Source organism: Enterobacter cloacae complex sp. P12RS, from assembly GCF_014895875.1.
Taxonomy (GTDB): domain Bacteria; phylum Pseudomonadota; class Gammaproteobacteria; order Enterobacterales; family Enterobacteriaceae; genus Enterobacter; species Enterobacter bugandensis.
Genome location: NZ_JADBQO010000008.1, coordinates 140,639 through 159,169, shown reverse-complemented (window position 1 = coordinate 159,169; position 18,531 = coordinate 140,639). Strand labels below are relative to the sequence as shown.

Annotated in this window: 18 protein-coding genes and 2 tRNA genes; 7 read left to right on the top strand and 13 right to left on the bottom strand. The window is 56.0% G+C overall.

Going from position 1 to position 18,531, the window contains the following annotated elements; genetic code table 11:
• Window positions 1-41 precede the first annotated feature (41 nt).
• Window positions 42-833: a fimbrial protein gene (locus IM284_RS06455; protein WP_236307368.1), complete on the bottom strand. Its 792-nt coding sequence runs from the start codon at window positions 831-833 to the stop codon at window positions 42-44.
• A 265-nt stretch (window positions 834-1,098) separates the two neighbouring features.
• Between IM284_RS06455 and IM284_RS06450 the strand changes: the two genes are divergently transcribed.
• Both IM284_RS06450 and IM284_RS06445 read left to right on the top strand, forming a co-directional pair.
• Window positions 1,099-1,860, top strand: a complete 762-nt coding sequence (locus IM284_RS06450; RefSeq protein WP_047368235.1) for a winged helix-turn-helix domain-containing protein — start codon at window positions 1,099-1,101, stop codon at window positions 1,858-1,860.
• Window positions 1,857-2,333, top strand: a complete 477-nt coding sequence (locus IM284_RS06445) for a hypothetical protein (protein ID WP_047368236.1) — start codon at window positions 1,857-1,859, stop codon at window positions 2,331-2,333. Before IM284_RS06450 ends, IM284_RS06445 begins: the two co-directional genes overlap by 4 nt.
• A gap of 56 nt (window positions 2,334-2,389) precedes the next feature.
• On the opposite strand, the gene yccA is transcribed toward IM284_RS06445, so the two are convergent.
• Window positions 2,390-3,049 carry an FtsH protease modulator YccA gene (gene yccA, locus IM284_RS06440; RefSeq protein ID WP_013097244.1) on the bottom strand — a complete coding sequence of 220 codons (660 nt, stop codon included), beginning with the start codon at window positions 3,047-3,049 and terminating at the stop codon, window positions 2,390-2,392.
• A gap of 269 nt (window positions 3,050-3,318) precedes the next feature.
• Between yccA and IM284_RS06435 the strand changes: the two genes are divergently transcribed.
• Window positions 3,319-4,947, top strand: coding sequence for an ABC transporter substrate-binding protein (locus tag IM284_RS06435; protein ID WP_047368237.1), 1,629 nt, complete (start codon window positions 3,319-3,321; stop codon window positions 4,945-4,947).
• A gap of 144 nt (window positions 4,948-5,091) precedes the next feature.
• Window positions 5,092-5,179 (top strand) — tRNA-Ser (locus IM284_RS06430).
• 64 nt (window positions 5,180-5,243) lie between these two features.
• Here the strand turns inward: IM284_RS06430 and IM284_RS06425 are convergent.
• The 6 genes from IM284_RS06425 to IM284_RS06400 all read right to left on the bottom strand — a co-directional run bounded on the left by IM284_RS06425 (window position 5,244) and on the right by IM284_RS06400 (window position 10,929).
• Window positions 5,244-5,648: a GNAT family N-acetyltransferase gene (locus IM284_RS06425; protein ID WP_047368238.1), complete on the bottom strand. Its 405-nt coding sequence runs from the start codon at window positions 5,646-5,648 to the stop codon at window positions 5,244-5,246.
• A gap of 169 nt (window positions 5,649-5,817) precedes the next feature.
• Window positions 5,818-6,654, bottom strand: a complete 837-nt coding sequence (locus IM284_RS06420; protein WP_047368239.1) for an alpha/beta fold hydrolase — start codon at window positions 6,652-6,654, stop codon at window positions 5,818-5,820.
• A gap of 225 nt (window positions 6,655-6,879) precedes the next feature.
• On the bottom strand, window positions 6,880-7,098 hold the full coding sequence (locus tag IM284_RS06415; protein ID WP_028012621.1) for an acyl carrier protein: 219 nt from the start codon (window positions 7,096-7,098) through the stop codon (window positions 6,880-6,882).
• A gap of 17 nt (window positions 7,099-7,115) precedes the next feature.
• A complete protein-coding gene (locus IM284_RS06410; RefSeq protein WP_047368240.1) occupies window positions 7,116-8,549 on the bottom strand; it encodes an AMP-binding protein in 1,434 nt (477 codons plus the stop codon).
• Window positions 8,546-9,664, bottom strand: coding sequence for an MBOAT family O-acyltransferase (locus IM284_RS06405; protein WP_041910592.1), 1,119 nt, complete (start codon window positions 9,662-9,664; stop codon window positions 8,546-8,548). The genes IM284_RS06410 and IM284_RS06405 overlap by 4 nt, the downstream gene beginning before the upstream one ends.
• Window positions 9,665-9,792: 128 nt before the next feature.
• Window positions 9,793-10,929, bottom strand: coding sequence for a D-alanyl-lipoteichoic acid biosynthesis protein DltD (locus tag IM284_RS06400; protein WP_047368241.1), 1,137 nt, complete (start codon window positions 10,927-10,929; stop codon window positions 9,793-9,795).
• A 279-nt stretch (window positions 10,930-11,208) separates the two neighbouring features.
• Here IM284_RS06400 and IM284_RS06395 point away from each other — a divergent pair.
• Window positions 11,209-11,296 (top strand) — tRNA-Ser (locus IM284_RS06395).
• 44 nt (window positions 11,297-11,340) lie between these two features.
• Here the strand turns inward: IM284_RS06395 and IM284_RS06390 are convergent.
• The 3 genes from IM284_RS06390 to hpxO are packed head-to-tail and all read right to left on the bottom strand — an operon-like array spanning window position 11,341 to window position 14,492.
• On the bottom strand, window positions 11,341-12,276 hold the full coding sequence (locus IM284_RS06390; protein WP_047368242.1) for a PDR/VanB family oxidoreductase: 936 nt from the start codon (window positions 12,274-12,276) through the stop codon (window positions 11,341-11,343).
• A gap of 11 nt (window positions 12,277-12,287) precedes the next feature.
• On the bottom strand, window positions 12,288-13,322 hold the full coding sequence (gene hpxD, locus IM284_RS06385) for a molybdenum cofactor-independent xanthine hydroxylase subunit HpxD (protein ID WP_041910590.1): 1,035 nt from the start codon (window positions 13,320-13,322) through the stop codon (window positions 12,288-12,290).
• Between the two features lie 15 nt (window positions 13,323-13,337).
• Window positions 13,338-14,492, bottom strand: a complete 1,155-nt coding sequence (gene hpxO, locus IM284_RS06380; protein WP_047368243.1) for an FAD-dependent urate hydroxylase HpxO — start codon at window positions 14,490-14,492, stop codon at window positions 13,338-13,340.
• A 239-nt stretch (window positions 14,493-14,731) separates the two neighbouring features.
• Between hpxO and uraD the strand changes: the two genes are divergently transcribed.
• Both uraD and uraH read left to right on the top strand, forming a co-directional pair.
• Entirely contained in the window at window positions 14,732-15,232 is a 501-nt protein-coding gene (gene uraD, locus IM284_RS06375; protein ID WP_047368244.1) for a 2-oxo-4-hydroxy-4-carboxy-5-ureidoimidazoline decarboxylase, read from the top strand.
• Window positions 15,229-15,552, top strand: coding sequence for a hydroxyisourate hydrolase (gene uraH, locus IM284_RS06370; RefSeq protein WP_047368245.1), 324 nt, complete (start codon window positions 15,229-15,231; stop codon window positions 15,550-15,552). The genes uraD and uraH overlap by 4 nt, the downstream gene beginning before the upstream one ends.
• Here the strand turns inward: uraH and guaD are convergent.
• Both guaD and IM284_RS06360 read right to left on the bottom strand, forming a co-directional pair.
• On the bottom strand, window positions 15,532-16,848 hold the full coding sequence (gene guaD, locus IM284_RS06365) for a guanine deaminase (RefSeq protein WP_193055756.1): 1,317 nt from the start codon (window positions 16,846-16,848) through the stop codon (window positions 15,532-15,534). The genes uraH and guaD overlap by 21 nt on opposite strands.
• Window positions 16,849-16,948: 100 nt before the next feature.
• Complete coding sequence (locus IM284_RS06360) at window positions 16,949-18,445, bottom strand: NCS1 family nucleobase:cation symporter-1 (protein WP_047368247.1); 1,497 nt, start codon at window positions 18,443-18,445, stop codon at window positions 16,949-16,951.
• Window positions 18,446-18,531 lie beyond the last annotated feature (86 nt).

Genomic DNA, 18,531 nt, shown 5'->3' with positions numbered 1-18,531 from the left:
CTCTTTAAACAAACCACAAGGGTTTTTACAGTGACGTCGTGTTATTGCACGACGGGTAAGTCAGCTTCTTCAGCGGTTTTTTTCACCCAGTTGAAGTAGCGGAATTTGTATTTCTTGCCGTTTACCTGATTAAGCATTTTTAATTTCCGCTCGGTATCCGGATAAATCGTGGCGTCTTCTTTTATCCATTCACAGACGTCATCTGACTGACAAATACCGATCTCCCTGAGCGGCACGCGCAGGGTGCCGGCGTTGGTGACGGTCCCCCGTGCGGGATCGATATGCAGCGAAACGCGCTCCGTGGCAGGGGCCAGATGTACCAGCGCCCCCCAGATAACATTGACCCCTAGCTTTGCCTTTGCCGTCGCTGCCGTGCTTTCGGGCTGGCCGGGAATAATGCTGTCCGGCTGTTTCACCCCTTCAAAATAGACTCGCCAGGTGGTCTCTTTTTCCGGCGGCGTCAGTGAAACAAGGCGCACCACGCGCATTGCGCCTGCCGCCAGGGCAAATTTATCGGGCGTCACCACGACGCCGCCTTCTTTCCACGAAGCAACGTCAATCTCTTTTTCCTGGGCCGTTCCGGGGTTAAGAATTTTCTTTTGCCTCACCCGAATGAACTGAATATCATCCGTTTTCGATGCCACTTTTATTTGCGCTGCGCCGGCGCTATCCACGTTAAGTTCCATTGGATAGACGCTCATATTGGCCATTGTCATTTCTGAGAAAAATGACAGCGACAGCGCGGCGACATAAAACGCGGTTGTCATATTCACTTTTTGTTTCTGTTTCACATTCAGCCTGCCTGCTCTGAGTTCTTGTGCGGTTTTTAACACCAGGACACCGTCTGCTTTCGTATCGCTTCAGGGCAGGGAAACTTTAACCAGAACAGCAGGTTGTGAAAATTTGTATTAGTTAACCGCTGATATACAGTGATTTATCCTGATTTGCTGGGCTTAAAGTTGTATAGTTAAAAGAAAATGCCGCTACCCAGGATGGGAAGAAAATTCCTGTTGATGAAAAAAGAACCAGCTCAGGAAGCGATTTTCTTGCCGATGTCACAGGGATAAAAAAGCCTGCGGTAATAGCTGAGAGTGAAATATGTTTTTTATATGCAATAATTCGTTGTTATTTGATCCTGAAGCACATGCAATTAGTCTTGTTGCTCAACCGGAGTCTGTATTAACGCTCTCGGCGCCAGCCGTTCGCCTTTTACAGGAGTTTATTCGTCATAAAGGGCACGATCTGAGTCGGGAGGAATTAATTACGCGCGTCTGGGAGGAGTATGGCTTTACGCCGTCTGGAAATAACCTCAACAAAGCGGTCAGTGAATTACGCAAAAGCTTCCAGTCTCTTGGGGAACATCATAATTTCATTGTGACGATACCCCGGTATGGATTCCGTTTTGTTGCCGATGTGATTTGCCAGCCTGCGCAAATTGTTCAACCCGCTGAAGCACAGCCGATCTCTTCCGTCGTGCCGCCAGAGGCAAAACGTCAGCGTATTTACCTTAAATGGGGCGCCGCGGCGGCGGTATTGTTAGCATCAGCACTGGGGTTAGGCCTGCTGTTTAACCAGCAGCAGAAGATCGCTATACCGATGACGCCAAAGCCCGTCGCGCAGAAAATAGCGGGCTGTAGCATCTGGCTTATTAACGATCATGGCCGGCCGCTGGTGCTCTCGAAACTGGCGGGGCTGCTGGAGGCGAATAATGTGGCGTGCGCGCGCGAAGCGTACAATATCTACTATTTCAGCGCCCGCTTTAACCTTGCAGTTGCGGATGAAGTGTTCATTGGTGCATGCCCGGTCAATAAAACCAGCCTGTGCAAAACCATTCGCTATAAAAGCGGGGCAGAAAAATGAAAATGAGACTTCTGTTTGCTGCGGGTGGGGCGCTTGCTGGCGGCGCGCTGGCGCTCTTTATTTATTCCGGGGGCATATATAAGCGTGATGCGCTGGCCTGCAGTACGGAATTTAACTTTACGCGTAACGAGGGAAAAGCGAATGAGGTCCGGGTCAATACCGTGGCCCAGTTCTATTTTCATCGGGACGGCACCGGCTTAACAACGTACAAAGGTGCAGCTATGGCTGAAGGCCGGGGCATGATCGTTGACAGGGATGTGGATTTTACCTGGTCGCGACGGGATGATGATAACGTTATCGTGTTGAGCTACACCAAAACCTGGCGTCGGCATAATGACAATACCCCGGACGAAAAGTGGGGAGGCTTTGCGAGGCCGACAGCCCGCTATTACCTGACGATCTCCGAGCTTGCGCCCGCCGTGTGGCTGATACAGGACCGGCTCTATCCCACCTATATTTGCCGCGGTGACTAGGGCATAAAAAAAGGAGAATGCCTGAGGCATTCTCCTTTTTGTTTCAGCAGGTCTGCTTAATCGCGGCTGGCGAAGCCCAGGATGCTCAGCAGGCTGACGAAGATGTTGTACAGCGACACATACAGGCTCACGGTCGCGCGGATGTAGTTGGTCTCACCGCCGTGAATAATGTTGCTGGTTTCATACAGGATCGCGCCGGATGACAGCAGGATAAACACCGCGCTAATCGCCAGGTGCAGGGCAGGCAGCTGCAGGAAGATGTTTGCCACCATACCAATCAGCACCACTACGATACCCGCCATCAGCATACCGCCAAGGAAGGACATATCCTTGCGCGTGGTCAGCACGTAGGCCGAGCAGCAGAAGAACACCAGCGCGGTACCGCCCAGCGCCATGCCAATCACGTCACCCATACCGGCAGACAGATACGCGTTCAGGATCGGCCCCAGGATATACCCCAGGAAGCCGGTGAAGGCGAACGCGGAAAGAATACCGACCGGTTTATCAGCGGTTTTGTAGGTCAGGAACATCAGACCGTACATCCCCACCAGCGTCAGGATCAGGCCCGGAGACGGTAGCATCAGCACGGTACTGGCGGTAGCGGTGATCGCTGAAAACGCCAGCGTCAGGCTGAGCATGAAATAGGTATTGCGCAGCACCTTGTGGGTGCTGAGTAGCGATGTGCGGTCGCGTGAGGAAGTAATTATACGATCCATGAGTCACTCTCTTATGACAGATGTAATTAACGGAAAGAATAGGAAACGGCGCGCCAGTCTCAAAGTGGTTTTACCCATCTTTACTCAGCACGTTAGCGCTGAAGGTGGTCGTTTCTTCTGCAAAAGCATGTGTAACCAGTATGAACGGCGGTTTAAAAGTATTTACCAGATCAACCTCTTATAGGTTACTGAAAAATATTGCGTTATTGCCTTTCGGGCGCTAAGAGTTATCTCCGGATCGTCATAAAACAGACAATAAGGCGAAGGAAATGAAACCACAAACACGCACGCGCTTTACGCTCTCTTTACTCACCGCCGGGATCCTGTGCGCCAGCACGGCGACCTGGGCGGCTAACGTGCCAGCAGGAACAGCGCTGGCCGAAAAACAGGAACTGGTCAGAAACAATGGCAGCGAACCGGCCTCGCTCGACCCGCATAAAGTCGAAAGCGATATCGAATTCAATATTATCAGCGATTTATTCGAAGGGCTGGTGAGCGTCTCCCCGTCAGGGGAAATCCAACCCCGGCTGGCTGAAAAATGGGAGAACAAGGACAACACCGTCTGGACGTTCCACTTACGTCCGGGTATTACCTGGAGCGACGGGACGGCCATTACCGCAGAGGATGTGGTCTGGAGCTGGCAGCGCCTGGTTGATCCAAAAACCGTTTCACCGTACGCCAGCTATCCCGGCAACATGCATATCGTCAACGCGGCCGATATCGCTCAGGGGAAAAAATCCCCCGACACGCTGGGCGTAAAAGCAATTAACGATACCACGCTGGAAGTGACGCTCACCCAGCCCAACGCGGCGTTCCTGGCGATGCTGGCGCACCCGTCGCTGGTGCCGGTGGATAAAGTGCTGATTGGCCGTTTCGGTGAAAAGTGGACCAAACCGGAGCATTTCGTCAGCAGCGGAGCGTATAAGCTGTCCCAGTGGGTGGTCAACGAACGCATTGTGGCGGAGCGTAACCCGCGCTACTGGGATAACGCGCATACCGTTATTAACAAAGTCACCTATCTGCCGATCACCTCCGAGGCCTCGGATGTGAACCGCTATAAAGCGGGCGAAATTGATATTGTGTATACGGTACCCATTAACCAGTTTGCTCAGTTGAAGAAAACGCTGGGCAGGCAGCTGGACGTCTCCCCGCAGCTGGCGACCTATTATTACGAATTCAACACCACCCGTCCGCCGTTCAACGATGCCCGCGTGCGCAAGGCGCTGAACATGGCGCTGGATAAAGACATCATCGCTGAGAAGGTGATGGGGCAGGGGCAGCGCCCGGCGTGGCTGATTAGCCAGCCGAACATCGGCGGGGTCAAGCTGCAGAATCCGGATTACGCGAGCTGGCCGCTGGACAAGCGTATTGCTGAGGCGAAAAAACTGCTCAACGAGGCCGGGTATAACGAAAGCCATCCTCTGAGCTTCAACCTGCTCTATAACACCTCTGAATCGCACCAGCGCATCGCAATTGCGGCCAGCTCTATGTGGAAGAAAAACCTCGGCGTAGACGCGAAGCTGCAAAATCAGGAGTGGAAAACCATGCTGGACACCATGCACACCCACAACTTTGACGCGGTGCGCTACGCCTGGATTGCCGACTACGACGACGCGGCGACCTTCCTGAACAACTTCCGCACCGGCGACAGTGAAAACACCAGTCAGTACAGCAACCCGGACTACGATCAAGCCTTGATCAACGCCGCAAAGGCCAAAACGCCGGCAGAGCGGGGTAAGTTCTACCAGCAGGCGGAAGACCTGTTGGGCCGTGATGTGCCTGCCGTTCCGGTTTATCACTACGTCCGTACGCACCTGGTGAAACCGTGGGTGGGTGGCTTTACGCCGGATAAGCTGGGGTACTATTTCACAAAAGATATGTACATCAAAAAGCACTAAGCGAGAGGGCTGGATTTTATGCTGATAAAATCGCCGATGTGTTGTCAGTTCAACCGATTGAGCACATTTTGGCTAATTTTAAAGCGAACGATTGCAGCCACTCTTTACAGCATGCGGTGAGGTGTTTATAGTTCGCCTCACTCAGGAAGTGTGGCCGAGCGGTTGAAGGCACCGGTCTTGAAAACCGGCGACCCGAAAGGGTTCCAGAGTTCGAATCTCTGCGCTTCCGCCAGATATAAACCCCAGCTTACTCGTTAAGCTGGGGTTTTTCTTTTGTCTTATCTCAGAGTTGCCTTTTACCAGATTCTGGCCATTCCTTCGCTTGCCGGGCGAACGAGAGTGAAGCCAAATTTAGAATACAGCTCGGGGACATCCGCCATTAAACAAACGTAGGCCCCTCTACAGGCATTGTTATCCAGCCATGCCACAAGCGTTTCCATGATGAGTCTACCGAGCCCCTTTCCCTGATGAAGAGGGTCAACGGCGACGTCGACAATATCAAAATTCAACGCACCGTCTCCCACGATTCGCCCCATACCCACGGGTTTTCCCTCACACAAAATATGCATGCCATAACAACTGCCAGGCAGCGCTTTGCGTGCTGCCTCCAGCGGACGAGGGCTAAGACCCGAGATTTCGCGAAGGCGGCAAAACGCTTCTGCGGAGGGGACGGTTTCAACTACGGTATAGTTTTCATGCATAAAAAGCTCCAGTCAGTATCTCTCGGTGTGTAATCCCCTCGGGCTAAACAGCGTTAGCGCCCGGCGGCGTTTCGCTGGCACAGGCTTACAATGAAACGTGCAACGTCTTAATATTATTGCAGAATGTAGGCCGGGTAAGCGTAGCGCCACCCGGCAAGAAAGGCGAGGTTTATGAACGGATAAAGGCCAGAATATCCGCGTTAATCGTATCCGCGTGGGTGGTATGCATCCCGTGCGGGAAGCCCGGATAGATTTTCAGCACGCTATTCGCCAGCAGCTGGTCCTGCAGAAGGGCGGCATTCTTATAAGGCACGACCTGATCGTCATCCCCCTGCATCACCAGAACGGGAACCGTAATGGTTTTCAAATCCTCTGTCTGATCGGTTTCTGAAAACGCCTTAATTCCCTCATAGTGTGCCCTGGCGCTGCCGATCATGCCCTGACGCCACCAGTTCTGAATGGTGCCCTCTGAAACCTCAGCCCCCGCCCGGTTAAACCCATAAAAAGGACCGCTGGCGACGTCGAGGTAAAACTGGGCGCGATTCGCGGCCAGCGCTTTACGAAAGCCGTCGAAAACCTCTACAGGTGTCCCGCCAGGATTGTTTTCTGTTTTCACCATCAACGGTGGAACGGCGCTCACGAGCACCGCTTTGGCAACGCGCCCCTGCGGCTGGCCGTACTTCGCAACATAGCGAGCCACCTGGCCACCGCCGGTAGAGTGGCCGACGTGCACCGCATTGTGCAGATCCAGGCTTTCAACCACGGCCGACGCGTCAGCCGCATAATGATCCATATCGTGCCCTTCGCTGACCTGGTCCGAACGCCCGTGACCACGGCGGTCGATTGCGATAACGCGATAGCCTTCCGCAAGGAAGAAGAGCATCTGGTTATCCCAGTCATCGGCACTCAATGGCCAGCCGTGATGGAAAACAATGGGCTGAGCCTCTTTTGGACCCCAGTCTTTGTAGTAAATATTGACGCCGTCTTTCGTTGTTACGAATGCCATACCGCAGACTCCTCTGTTAAAGACGCAACGATCGCTGGCTGAGCGCAGAGCGAACCATTATTGTCTTCATGATGTTGGCTTGTTTTGTTTCCCGTACCGACAGTACCCCTAAAGTGTAGGAGAAATAGTAAAACCGGTGGGTTTCATTCGTGTGAATGGTATCCAGAAGGGGAAAGCGAATGATGGGCTCTGGAGTGAGTCCCAGAGCCATCAGAGGAGGGGGCGTTAACGGTTCTCTTCAATATAACGGGCGAGATCGGCCGGGGTTTTCAGCACCGTCGCCACGTCGGTAGGCGGGATCATACAGCCGTAAACGTCCTGCACCTCCAGCACCATGTCGACTGCCAGAATGGAGTCGAGAATGTCGGATTCAATCAGCTCATCGTGAAAGCCAACCTTGCGGGATAACACTTTTTCAAACAGGGCGAGAATATCGTGTTCCATCATTTTTCCTGGGATAATTAATGTGTGCGGGCGTAAGCGTCCAGCAGCTTGCGGTCAATTTTGCCGTTAGGATTTAGCGGCAAAGCGTCTTTTACGATAATTTGTGAAGGCACCATGTAGTGGGGCACCACGTTTGCCAGCGAGGTTTTGATTGCATCCGGTGCCAGCTCCGTCACGCAGAACGCGGCGATGCGCAGCACGCTGCCGCAGGGTTTCATCAGCGGCATCACCACCGCTTCGCTGATGCCGGACATGGCCAGCAGGCGGTTTTCAATCTCGCCGATCTCGATGCGGTAGCCATTCAGCTTGACCTGGCTGTCGTTGCGGCCCTGGCAGTAGATGAGCCCGTCTTCATAACCCAGATCGCCGGTCCGGTAGCCGCGGAACGCATCATTTTCCCGACGCAGCAGTTTTGCCGCGTTCTCCTGCGGCAGGCCTAAATAGCCGCGCATGACGTTTTTGCCCCAGATAATCAGCTCGCCCTCGGCGGAAATCTCCATTCTGCTGTCCGGCATCATCACGCCCACCGGCAGCACCGCGCTGTCGCTGTTAAGGATCTCATCCGTGATCTCAACCACGGTTGTCGCAATGGTCGCTTCCGTTGGGCCATAGGAGTTGATGATTTTGGCCTGCGGGAAACGGCGGCGGAGCTGTTTCACCAGCGCTTTATTGAGCACTTCACCAATGAAGATAAAGACGCTGAGTGCAGGCAAATACTCGCTGTTAAAGTGCGGAGAAAGCAGTTGCTGGTAGGCAAAAGAGGGGGTGGAAACCCAGGCGGAGACCGCGTTGCTTTGCAGTCGCTCGAGCCAGTTCTCTTTCTGGATATCCTCTTTGGCATTCAGCACGATGTGGCCTCCCATCGCCAGGTTCGCCAGCAGAGGGATCAGGGAGAGGTCAAAGCTGAACACCGCGTGGTTCATCAGCACCGGTTTTTCCGGCAGCGAAAAGTCCTGGCTGACCCACTTCATGAAGTGCCATACGCTTTCACGTCCAATCTGCACGCCTTTCGGTTTTCCGGTGCTGCCTGAGGTAAACATGATATAGGCCAGATCCTGCTCCTCCAGGACCTTGCCCGCCTCGCCGGTGGCGATGAACTGCCGCGTCGCCACGTCGTAGTAGTAAGGGGCGCCGGTCAGGTTGCAGATCTCGCGAAGCCGCTCCTGCGGGTAGATGCAGTCCACCGGGATGTACGGAATGTTGTGCAGCAGGCAGCTATAGATTGCCACGGCGAACTCGGCCTGCTGATGGCCGTACAGCACGATCGGCGTACCGTCTGCGGGCTGGCAGCGTCGATAACGCTCTGCCCAGTCCGTCACGGCAGAGGAAAGCTGGAGCCAGCTTAAGGTTTCGTCGCTGCCGCTGATGGCCAGCTGCTGCGGGGAGGCGGGATCGCGCAGTGCCGCACGCAAGAAATCCTGCAGTTCCTGAAGATCGGAGTGATTTTTCATAGAGGTGACATTCCACTGAAGATGTAAAGGGATCCTGCGGCGCTTCCCAGCGTCAGAATTCGTCCCAAAAACGCAACGGCCGGATACTGCAATCCGCGGTGTAACGTTGGGCTGCGTTTGGCTGACCACAGCAGCATGTTGTGCGCGACGGAAATCGCGCCAAACAGCGCGCCGCTGATGACGTAATGGCGTTCCAGGCCATTCCACGCCCCCATGCAGAACAGGGTGCAAAAAATACCGATATTTTGCGCCAGCGTTTTGTTCTGGCGGAAAAAGTTAAACTTCATCAGGTTCATATAGACGGGCATAAAGACCACGTCGCGCAGCCATTCGGACAGGCTGATGTGGAAGCGGCGCCAGAAATCCTGCGGGTTCTTTGCAAGAAGCGGCATGTTGAAGTTTGCCGGAATATTCAGCCCAAACAGCCGACCCGCGCCGATGGCCATATTGCTGTAGCCCGCGAAATCAAAGTACAGATAGGCGCTGTAGGCAATCGACATCACCACGCCCACGGTCAGGGTAAACGGCTTATGGCTCCAGGGCTGCACGACGAGCGAATCGATCAGCATGGCAAACAGGAACTTCTGAATGATGCCGGTAATAATTTGCTCAAGCGCCGTTAAAAACTGCTCGCGGTTCAGGACAAATGCCGGCTTATTCACATCGCTCATCCATGTCCGCCAGCGATACATCGGGCCGGCCAGAATAATAAAGGGCATAAAGAGATAGCAGAAATAGTGCAGGAAATTCTGGCCCTCTTTTTTACTGCGATACAGCAGTACATCCACAGCGCGGAAGGTCATAAAAGAGAGACCGATTGTGCCGAGGTGATAATTAAAATGTAATTTCACCAGAACCAGAGGCAGCAGCGTTAAAACGACCGCCTGCCAGGTTTTTAATCTGCCTTTTTCTTTTAACGTGGCGACAAGATAAAACCAGCAAAAGACGGCCACGGGAACACTGTAATTGCCCTGAAAAATATAACCCCAGCCTAATGCTGTCACCACGGATAAGGAAACTAGCCAGGTCAGACGGTGGCGTAAAACACGATTAACCATCGCAAACACCAGCGCGGATGAAAATAAACAGACAAAAAACATTCCTGAGCTGTACATCATTTCGCCTCAGAATTTTTGATATTCAAAATGCAGCTGCATACTCATGCTGTCATCGACAGCGGTCCATGCAACGACGGTGATCGCCAGCAGTAAATAAAGGCAAAAAAGACGGATCGCGATTTTCATTATTTAAAACTCTGTGCAATAAAGCGAAGCATTGGCACCCAGGCCAGTTCGGTAGGGTGCAGACGATCCCAGTTCCAGCCGTTCTGATACGGCATGGCGTACATATCCAAATACGGGATCTGGTTCTCTTTCAGAATGGTTTGAATCTGCTTATCGAACGGGCGGAAGGTGTCGGTATTGTAAAGCGCCCAAGGGTTAACCGGGTCGACGATAGCAATCACCTGCACGTGATGCGCTTTCAAAAGCTGAACGGTTTTCCTGAACGCGGCGAACTGCCCCGGCACCACCGGCGTGTCATCCCACTGCTGCGGCTTACCGTCCTCGTCGTAAATCGTTTTGTCCATCCACAGCGTGGCCGCGCTCTGATGGCGCTTTTTAATCAACTCGCGGGCATTCGCCAGCGCTTTATCCCAGTCAGGGGAAAGACGGGCGGTTGGCTGCTGAGGCCAGGGCTGCGCCGTCTGTGGCCTGATGTTGAGCAGCGACAGCCAGTCGTTTTTAATCAGGGTGCAGAAGTTTGCAAACTGAAAACTCAGCTCGTCCCACATCAGCGCCGGATGCCAGCCATACACACGCATTTGCCCGAAGGTTAAATGGCTTATCTCTTTCGCATCAATATGCTTCAGGTAATTAACCAGGAACGGGCGCGCCTGCGGATCCTTCATCAGGGGATTAAAAATCGAGCCCGGAAAATTATCCGCATAGATAGCGGGCGGCAGGCCTTTTGAATAAAAGCCGTCAGGCGCCAGAAGCAGCACCACTTTGCTGTTTGCGTTAAGGCTATCTTTAAAACGCGAGAGAAGTAAAAATTGCGTTTCGTCATCGACAAACGCATCGCCATAGGCCACGACGGGCTGGTGCAATTGCTTATTAAAATAATTAAATACGGCGTAATGTTCCTCTTCTGAGGTGGCGACCTCAGACGCACCAAGGAAGAAAATAGCATTCCCTTCTAAAGCATGGGAAATTGTGGCTATTTTTTCCGCCTGTTCTTTTGTCGTCCCTGCCATAGACTTGATCAGCGGCTGGAATTTAAGCGGCGGATCAAAGCTTGTCACCAGCGGGTGAAAACTCAGGACTAAAATGGCCAAAACGGCCATCAGGATATGTAAGCAAAACGTATTTTTGATTTTCATCATCAACCAGTAAGGCGCTATGACAGTAATGCGTTAAAACCCGCATTACCCGGATTTATTACCATTACAAAACACATGGCCGTCTATTTTTTTTGGCATTCTATACCACGGTGATTTAAAAGGATGAGCGTTGCTGTGTAACGGTATGTACAAGGGGGGAAGGGGGGAGGGCAGGAAAGCGTCCGGGTGACTTTTTGCGCAGTCAAACGCCTGCAGGCAAAAATAGAAAAATTCCTGCTTTACAAGGCGCTAATAGATGTTTATAGTGCGCCTCACTTTGGAAGCGTGGCCGAGCGGTTGAAGGCACCGGTCTTGAAAACCGGCGACCCGAAAGGGTTCTAGAGTTCGAATCTCTACGCTTCCGCCAAATTCGAAAACCCTGTGATAGCAATATCGCAGGGTTTTTTCGTTTTACAGCGCAATTACCAGCTCCCCGGAGTGACTCCGCGAACAGCAGAGCGCCACCTGCTGGTCAGCCGCGCTTTTTTCTGCCTCCGACTGCACGCTATCCCTGTGGTCCACCACGCCGTCAATCACCGGCGTCAGGCAGGCGCCGCAGATCCCCATTTCGCAGGACAGCGGCACGTCCACCCCGTTTTCCTGTAATACCTGAGCGATGGTCTTATCCGCAGGCACCGGCCAGCGCTCGCCGGTAGAGGCAAGTTTGACCGTAAAGATCTCGCCTGCGACGCCGCTTGTGACAGGGGGAGCGGGCTGAAACGCCTCGCTGTTGATATGGGCGTCATTCCATCCCTTCGCCGCCGCCACATCGCGCGCTTTCTCCATAAACCCCGCCGGTCCGCACACCCACGCGTGCAGCCCCGCTTCAGGCGCGGGGAAATGCTCCGCCAGCGTGGTTCGTGGGGTGGTGGTATGAATAATGCAGTCACCGCACTGCGAGAGTTCGCGCGCAAACGCCGCGTTTTCCCGGTTTCTGACGTAATAGTGCAGCGTAAACGGCGTTCCGGTCGCTTTCAGCTGCAATGCCATCGCATACAGCGGCGTAATGCCAATCCCTGCTGCCAGCAGCAATACCCGCTCAGCCTGATGCAGCGAAAACAGATTGCGCGGGGCCGAGATTGAAAGCCTCTGGCCCGGACGCAGCGTTTCGTGAACGTAGCGCGACCCGCCGCGCGAGGCGGCTTCTCGCCCCACGCAGATAAGATAGCTCTCGTCGCCACATGCCCCGGTCAGAGAGTACTGGCGGACCACGCCGCAGGGCAGGTGGACATCAATGTGCGCGCCGGGTTGCCACGCCGGTAGCGCGTCGCCGTTTTCGGCCACCAGCCTGACGGCGAGGCTTTTATCCCCCTCGCGCCACAGCCCGTCAACGATCACGTTCAGCATATTGGCCTCCGTCATACCAGGAAAAATTCGCCAAAGCCCATCTTCTTCAGTCCCCGACGGTAGGCAATCGAACTCTTATCTGCCGGAATATGGGCTTCCAGAGTGAGATCCAGCGGCAGACTTTCCGGGCGCTGGGTTTCGACCATCAGGCGATCCTCTTCAAAAATGCGCAGGTTAAAGGCATGCACGTCCTCCACCGGAATATGCAGATCAAAGTTGCGCGCGATGGGCGCGAACATGCGGGTCACCCGTGACGAGACGGGCGAGGCGGCGTTCATAATCACCAGCCTCGATTCACCCGGAAAATGAATCGTCAGGGTGGCGGTAAACGGCAGATGCATTTCAAAATGGCGCAGCCACTGGAACCCTTCTGGCGCCTGCACGGGTGAACTGGCGGGATAGTTGCTCACGGAACTCCAGTAATCGGCCACGAAACCGAAGGGCGTCTCCTGCGGCTGATAGATAGGGACAAGCTGATTATTGGGATCGGCAAAGGTATCGGTATGGATCCACGCAAAGTGGGCAACATCCAGAAACCCCTCCACCTGGCGCCCGGCGAAGCCGTTCACCTCAAACGCCGGGCAGTTGATCTGCTGAAATCCGTCGTCGCTCCAGTGCGGCATGGTGGGCAGCGGCACGGGATTGTCCGGGTCAAACGCCAGGCAGGTCCAGATCAGGCCGAAGCGCTCTTCCACCGCGTAGTTAATCAGGTTCAGCTTCGCCGGAACGGGCTGGTCGGGGCTGGACGGAATGCGGTTGCAGCGGCCGTCTTCACCAAAGCGTAAGCCGTGGTAGGGGCAAATAATCCCGTGATCGTCGTGAAAGCCGAGCGTCAGCGGCACGCCGCGGTGCGGACACACGTCCCGGGCAACCACGACCTGGTCGTTAATTCGGTAAATCACCAGCTGTTCATCCAGCAGGGTGGCCTTGACGGGGGCCGGGCCGACGTCGCAGGCGCGCGCAACCGGATGCCAGCATTTCGCCAGGCGCAGCCAGTCCTCTGGCTCAAACGTGCAGTGGGCGGGTGGTGTCGGTTCTCTTTTCATCGTTGTCCCTCTTGTTTAGCCTAACGGGCCGCCCTGAATGGTCTCGCACAGACCGTTGATAATGCGTTCCCCGGTCTCCTCTTTGAGTTCCTGATACCAGGCCTGCGTCAACGCCATATCTTTCCCGTGGGTGACGTCGCAGCGTTTACGCGCTTTCAGCACCAGGTCACGCACCCGGTCGCAGCGCAGGGCTTCGTACTGCCGCAGCGCCAGCGTAATGTTGTGGTTTTCACGCAGGCATTCGCCCAGCACCACGGCGTCCTCCATGGCCGCGCAGCCGCCCTGGCCGATATCCGGCGTGGTGCTGTGCCCGGCATCGCCGAGCAGCGCGACGTTGCCGCGTACCAGGCTGTCGAACGGCTCGATGTCATGGATTTCAATGCGGTTGGTGGTATCGGGATCCAGCGCGGCGATAAGCTTCTGTACCGGCGGCGCCCAGCCGCGGAAGTAGCCCGTGAGATCGGCGCGCAGGGTGGTGCGATCCTCCGCCAGGCCCGCGGGCAGCGGCACGTCAAAAAAGAAGTAGAAACGACCGCCGGAGACGGGCATCAGCGACACGCGTTTACCCTCGCCAACGAAGGTGGTCCACTGGTGCGCCGGGGCAATCTCTTCATCAATCTTCACCAGCCCGTTCCAGTTCACGTATCCGGCGTAGCGGCGCTCCGGGGTATAGCCCAGCACGTACGGACGAACCGCCGAGTGGCTGCCGTCGGCGGCAATCAGAAAATCACCTGTTGCCGTGGTGCCATCGGTAAAGGTCACGCTTACGCCCGCGTCGTCTTCATGAACGTGTTCCACGCGCTTGCCAAACTGCACCTTGTCGCGCCCCCAGAAGTCCAGCATTTCGCGCTGGAGTTCAGCGCGCGAGACGGGGCAGGGGCGCCCGCCGGTACGCTCAACCAGCGGGGCGAGGCTGAAGCGGGTCAGGGTGTCGCCGCGCCGGTAATCCTTGTAGGCCATAAAACGCATCGGACCGCCGTAGGTTTCGATAATGTCGCCCATGCCGAGGTGCTGCATACACTTCACGCCGTTAGGCCAGATGGAGATGGCCGCCCCGACGGGCCGGATCTCTTTTACGGCTTCGAACACGGTACAGTCGATGCCCGCTTTCTTTAGCGCGACGGCAGCGCTCAGGCCACCAATACCCGCGCCAATGACGATTGCTTTCATGCTTCTCTCCTTTTGCAGGGTGTAAAAACATTCAGCAATTTGCGTACCAGGCTGCAGAGTGGCGAAAACGGCGTTGTAGGAGGTGAGTTTGCACTGCTAAGGTGCGCAAACACGGTGAATATGCCTTTTTATGAATCAATAATTTCCTGTCCAGCCATACAGAATCGACTGTTTCACATCGGCGACAAGAGTGGCGTGGTTTGTGCAACAACCCGGAGGAGGACAATAAAGGAGACACTATGATCGCACTGCACGACTTCAATCATCTTCCTGAGAAAGAGGCTCTCGCGCTGCTCACCCCCTGCGTGGCGCTCCCCGGCTGGGCTGAGGCGCTGGTTTATGGACGGCCTTACCCGAGCCGGAGTGAATTGACGATCGCGGCGCAGGCGCTGATGCAGCGCTGGGATGAGGCGTCGTTAGCGCAAGCCCTGAGCGCGCACCCGCGCATCGGGGAAAAGCCCGCGGGTGCACATGTGGAGGCGGCGCTGTCGCGTCAGGAGCAGGGAGCGGTGAATGACCGTGACGCGGCGCTTGCGCAGGCGCTGCGCGAGGGTAACGCCCGCTACGAGGCCCGCTTCGGCCGGGTATTTCTGATCCGCGCGAAGGGCCGCAGCGGCGAGGAGATATTACAGGCCCTGCGCGCGCGGCTGGAAAACAGCGACGCGCAGGAAGTTCAGGCGGCGCTGGAACAGCTGCGGGAAATTACGCTGCTGCGGCTGGAAGGAGTGATTAGCGAATGAGCACGCTCAGCACCCATATTCTCGATATTTCAACGGGCAAACCCGCCGCGGGCGTGACGGTTCACCTAGAACGGGAGGGCGAAATCATGGCGACGGGCGTGACCAACGTTAATGGTCGCATCACCGAATTTGTCCCTTTCCTGCCCGCAGGCCGCTATCGGCTGGTGGCGGAGATCGGCGGGTGGTTTCGCGCAACCGGCCGGGAGACGATTTACCCCTGCGCGCAAATTGATTTTGTGACGGGAGAAGCGGCAGACGAGCACTTCCATCTGCCGTTTGTGATTGCGCCAGGCGGGTGGTCAACCTACCGGGGCAGTTGACCACACCCGCTCGCCGTTGACCCAGGTCTCACTGATGTTGCGCTCGTCGCCCAGGGTCATCAGCACAAATAGCTGCTCGTAGATATCCTGACAGCGGCGATTGCGCAGGCGCTGCAGCGGCGTCACGTCAGGATCGATAACCACGAAATCCGCCTCTTTGCCGGGGGCGAAGTTGCCAATCTTATCGTCCAGCCTGAGGGCGTGCGCGCCGCCCAGCGTGGCGTGATAAAACGCCTCGCTGGCGCGCAGGCGGTAGCTCTGCAGTTGGCCGACCTTGTAGGCTTCTCCCAGGGTGCGCAGCATGCTGAAGGTGGTGCCCGCGCCGACGTCGGTGCCGATGCCCATCCGCACCTTGTGCTGCCAGCAGGCGGGCAGGCGAAACAGCCCGCTGCCGAGAAACAGGTTCGAGGTGGGGCAAAACGCCACCGCCGAACCGGTGTCGTGCAGGCACTGCCACTCGCTGTGGTGCAGATGAATCGCGTGGGCAAACACGCTGCGCTCGCCGGTCAGGCCGTAGTGGTGATATACGTCCAGATAGCGCTCGTGCTCCGGCCAGAGATCGTTCACCCAGGCCACTTCGTTTGGGTTTTCGCTGAGATGGGTCTGCAGCCAGGTATCCGGAAACTCCTCTCTGAGCAGGCTGACCGCGGCGAGCAGCTCGGGTGAGGACGTTGGGGCAAAGCGCGGCGTAATGGCATACCCCAGTCGCCCCCGATGGTGCCAGCGCTGGATCAGCTCCCGCGTCTGCCGGTAGCTCTGCTTTGCATCTTCGCTCAGGTAGTCCGGCGCGTGCCGGTCCATCATCACCTTTCCGGCGATAAGGCGCATGTTGAGGCGCAGGGCTTCGGTAAACAGCGCTTCGACCGATTGCGGATGCAGCGTGCAAAACACCAGCGCGGTGGTGGTGCCGTTGCTCACCAGTTGGTTAATGAAAAATTCGGCGATCTCTTTCGCGTAGGCTTCATCGGCAAACTGGCTCTCCACCGGGAAGGTGTAGGTGGTCAGCCACTCCAGCAGCTGTTCGCCAAAGGCGCCGATCATCTCCGTTTGTGGATAATGAACGTGGGTGTCGACAAAACCGGGCAGCAGCAGCCTGCCGCGCAGGTCCGTATAGCCTTTGTGGGGGGCGAGATACTGCTCGCCCTCCTGCCACGCCATGTGCGCCAGAATTTTTCCGTTCTGGATAAACAGCAGCCCGTCCTCAAGGTAGCGGGCGTGTTGGGCAATCGCGTCTGCGCTGTCGCAGACCTGGGCGATATCGAAAAATGCACCGCGTATCGCAGTCTGGTATTCCATCGTGGGTCCTGCCTTCGTGTTTGCGTAGCGGGTTAAAAAGCTCAGCAAGAACGGTGCCAGAATGAACGGGCCGCAGATAAACTGCGGCCGGAGGGAGGGGTTACTCTTTTTGCGTCGCCACGCGGGAGCTGAACGAGGCCGCGCCTGCCGTCTCGCGCTCTTCCCGCGCCAGCCAGCGGTAGGTCACGCCGCCGAGGAAGACGCCGATAAACCAGCTGAAGTTTGCCACTTCATGCAGGGCCGGGATAAAGCCAATCACCAGACCTACGGCAACGGATGGGATCAGCGCGCCAATGGCCTTCGGGTTAAAGCCGTTGCGGTACCAGTATTTGCCCTTTGGCGTATCGTCGAAGAGATCGTCTACCGACACCTTGCCGCGCTTAATCAGGTAGAAATCGGCAATCAGAATGCCGAACAGCGGGCCGATAAACGCCCCGAGCACGTCCAGGGTGTAATGGATGAGCTCCGGCGAGTTGAACAGGTTCCACGGGGTGAGCAGGATCGAGCCGACGGCGGCAATCATCCCCCCGGTGCGGAAGCTGATCTTCTGCGGCGAGCAGTTAGAGAAATCAAACGCCGGTGAGACAAAGTTCGCGACGATGTTGATCCCGATGGTGGCGGTGATCATCGTCAGCAGGCCAATTGCCACGGCCAGATCGTTACCTACGCGGCTGACGGTTTCGATCGGGTCGGTGATCATGCGGCCAAACAGCGACTGGGTGCCGGAGACAATCACCACGGTGACGATGGAGAACAGCAGGAAGTTAAACGGCAGCCCCCAGCGGTTGCCGCGGCGGATCTCACCCATGCTTTTGCCGTAGCGGGAGAAGTCGCCAAAGTTGAGCAGCGGGCCGGAGAAGTAGGAGACCACCAGCGCGGTCGCGGTGATCATCTGCCAGGTTTGCTCGCCCGCGCTCAGGGATTTGCTGGCGAGGGTGAAAGAGATCCCGTCAAAACCGGTCTTGTATACAATCCAGCCCGCGAGGGCCAGCATCACCACATAGACCGCCGGACCGGCGATATCAATAAAGCGCTTAATGGCGTTCATGCCGTGCCAGAAGACCATCGCCTGAAGAACCCACATGATGGCAAAGCAGATCCAGCCCAGCGGCGACAGGCCCAGGAAGGCACCGGTGGTAAGGCTCGCCAGAGAAGGCCAGAACTTCAGCACCACCAGCATCAGCGCGTTGGCGGCAAGCCAGGTCTGGATGCCGTACCACGCAAAGGCGATAAGCCCGCGGATCACCGCCGGAATATTGGCCCCGAAGACGCCAAACGCCTGACGGCTGATCACCGCATAGGGCACGCCCGCCATCTGGCTCGGTTTGGCTACCAGGTTGGCGCACAACTGCACAATGCAGATCCCCACCAGCAGGCAGAGCAGCACCTGCCAGCTTGCCAGCCCGAGCGTAAAGAAGCTCGCGGCAACAACGTAACCCCCCATGCTGTGAACGTCGGACATCCAGAAAGAAAAGATGTTGTACCAGCTCCAGTTCTGGTCACGCGTCGGTGCCAGATCCTCATTGCAAAGACGTGGGCTGTAAACCGCACCGGAATCAGCGGCCGTACTCTGCTGTGCGTTTTGACTGTTTGGCATGAAACCTGCTCCTGTGAATGAAAACCCGTTGAGTGGGAGTGCAAACGGTGTTGCAGGATCCAGGCCAAAATAATAAATCTTGTATG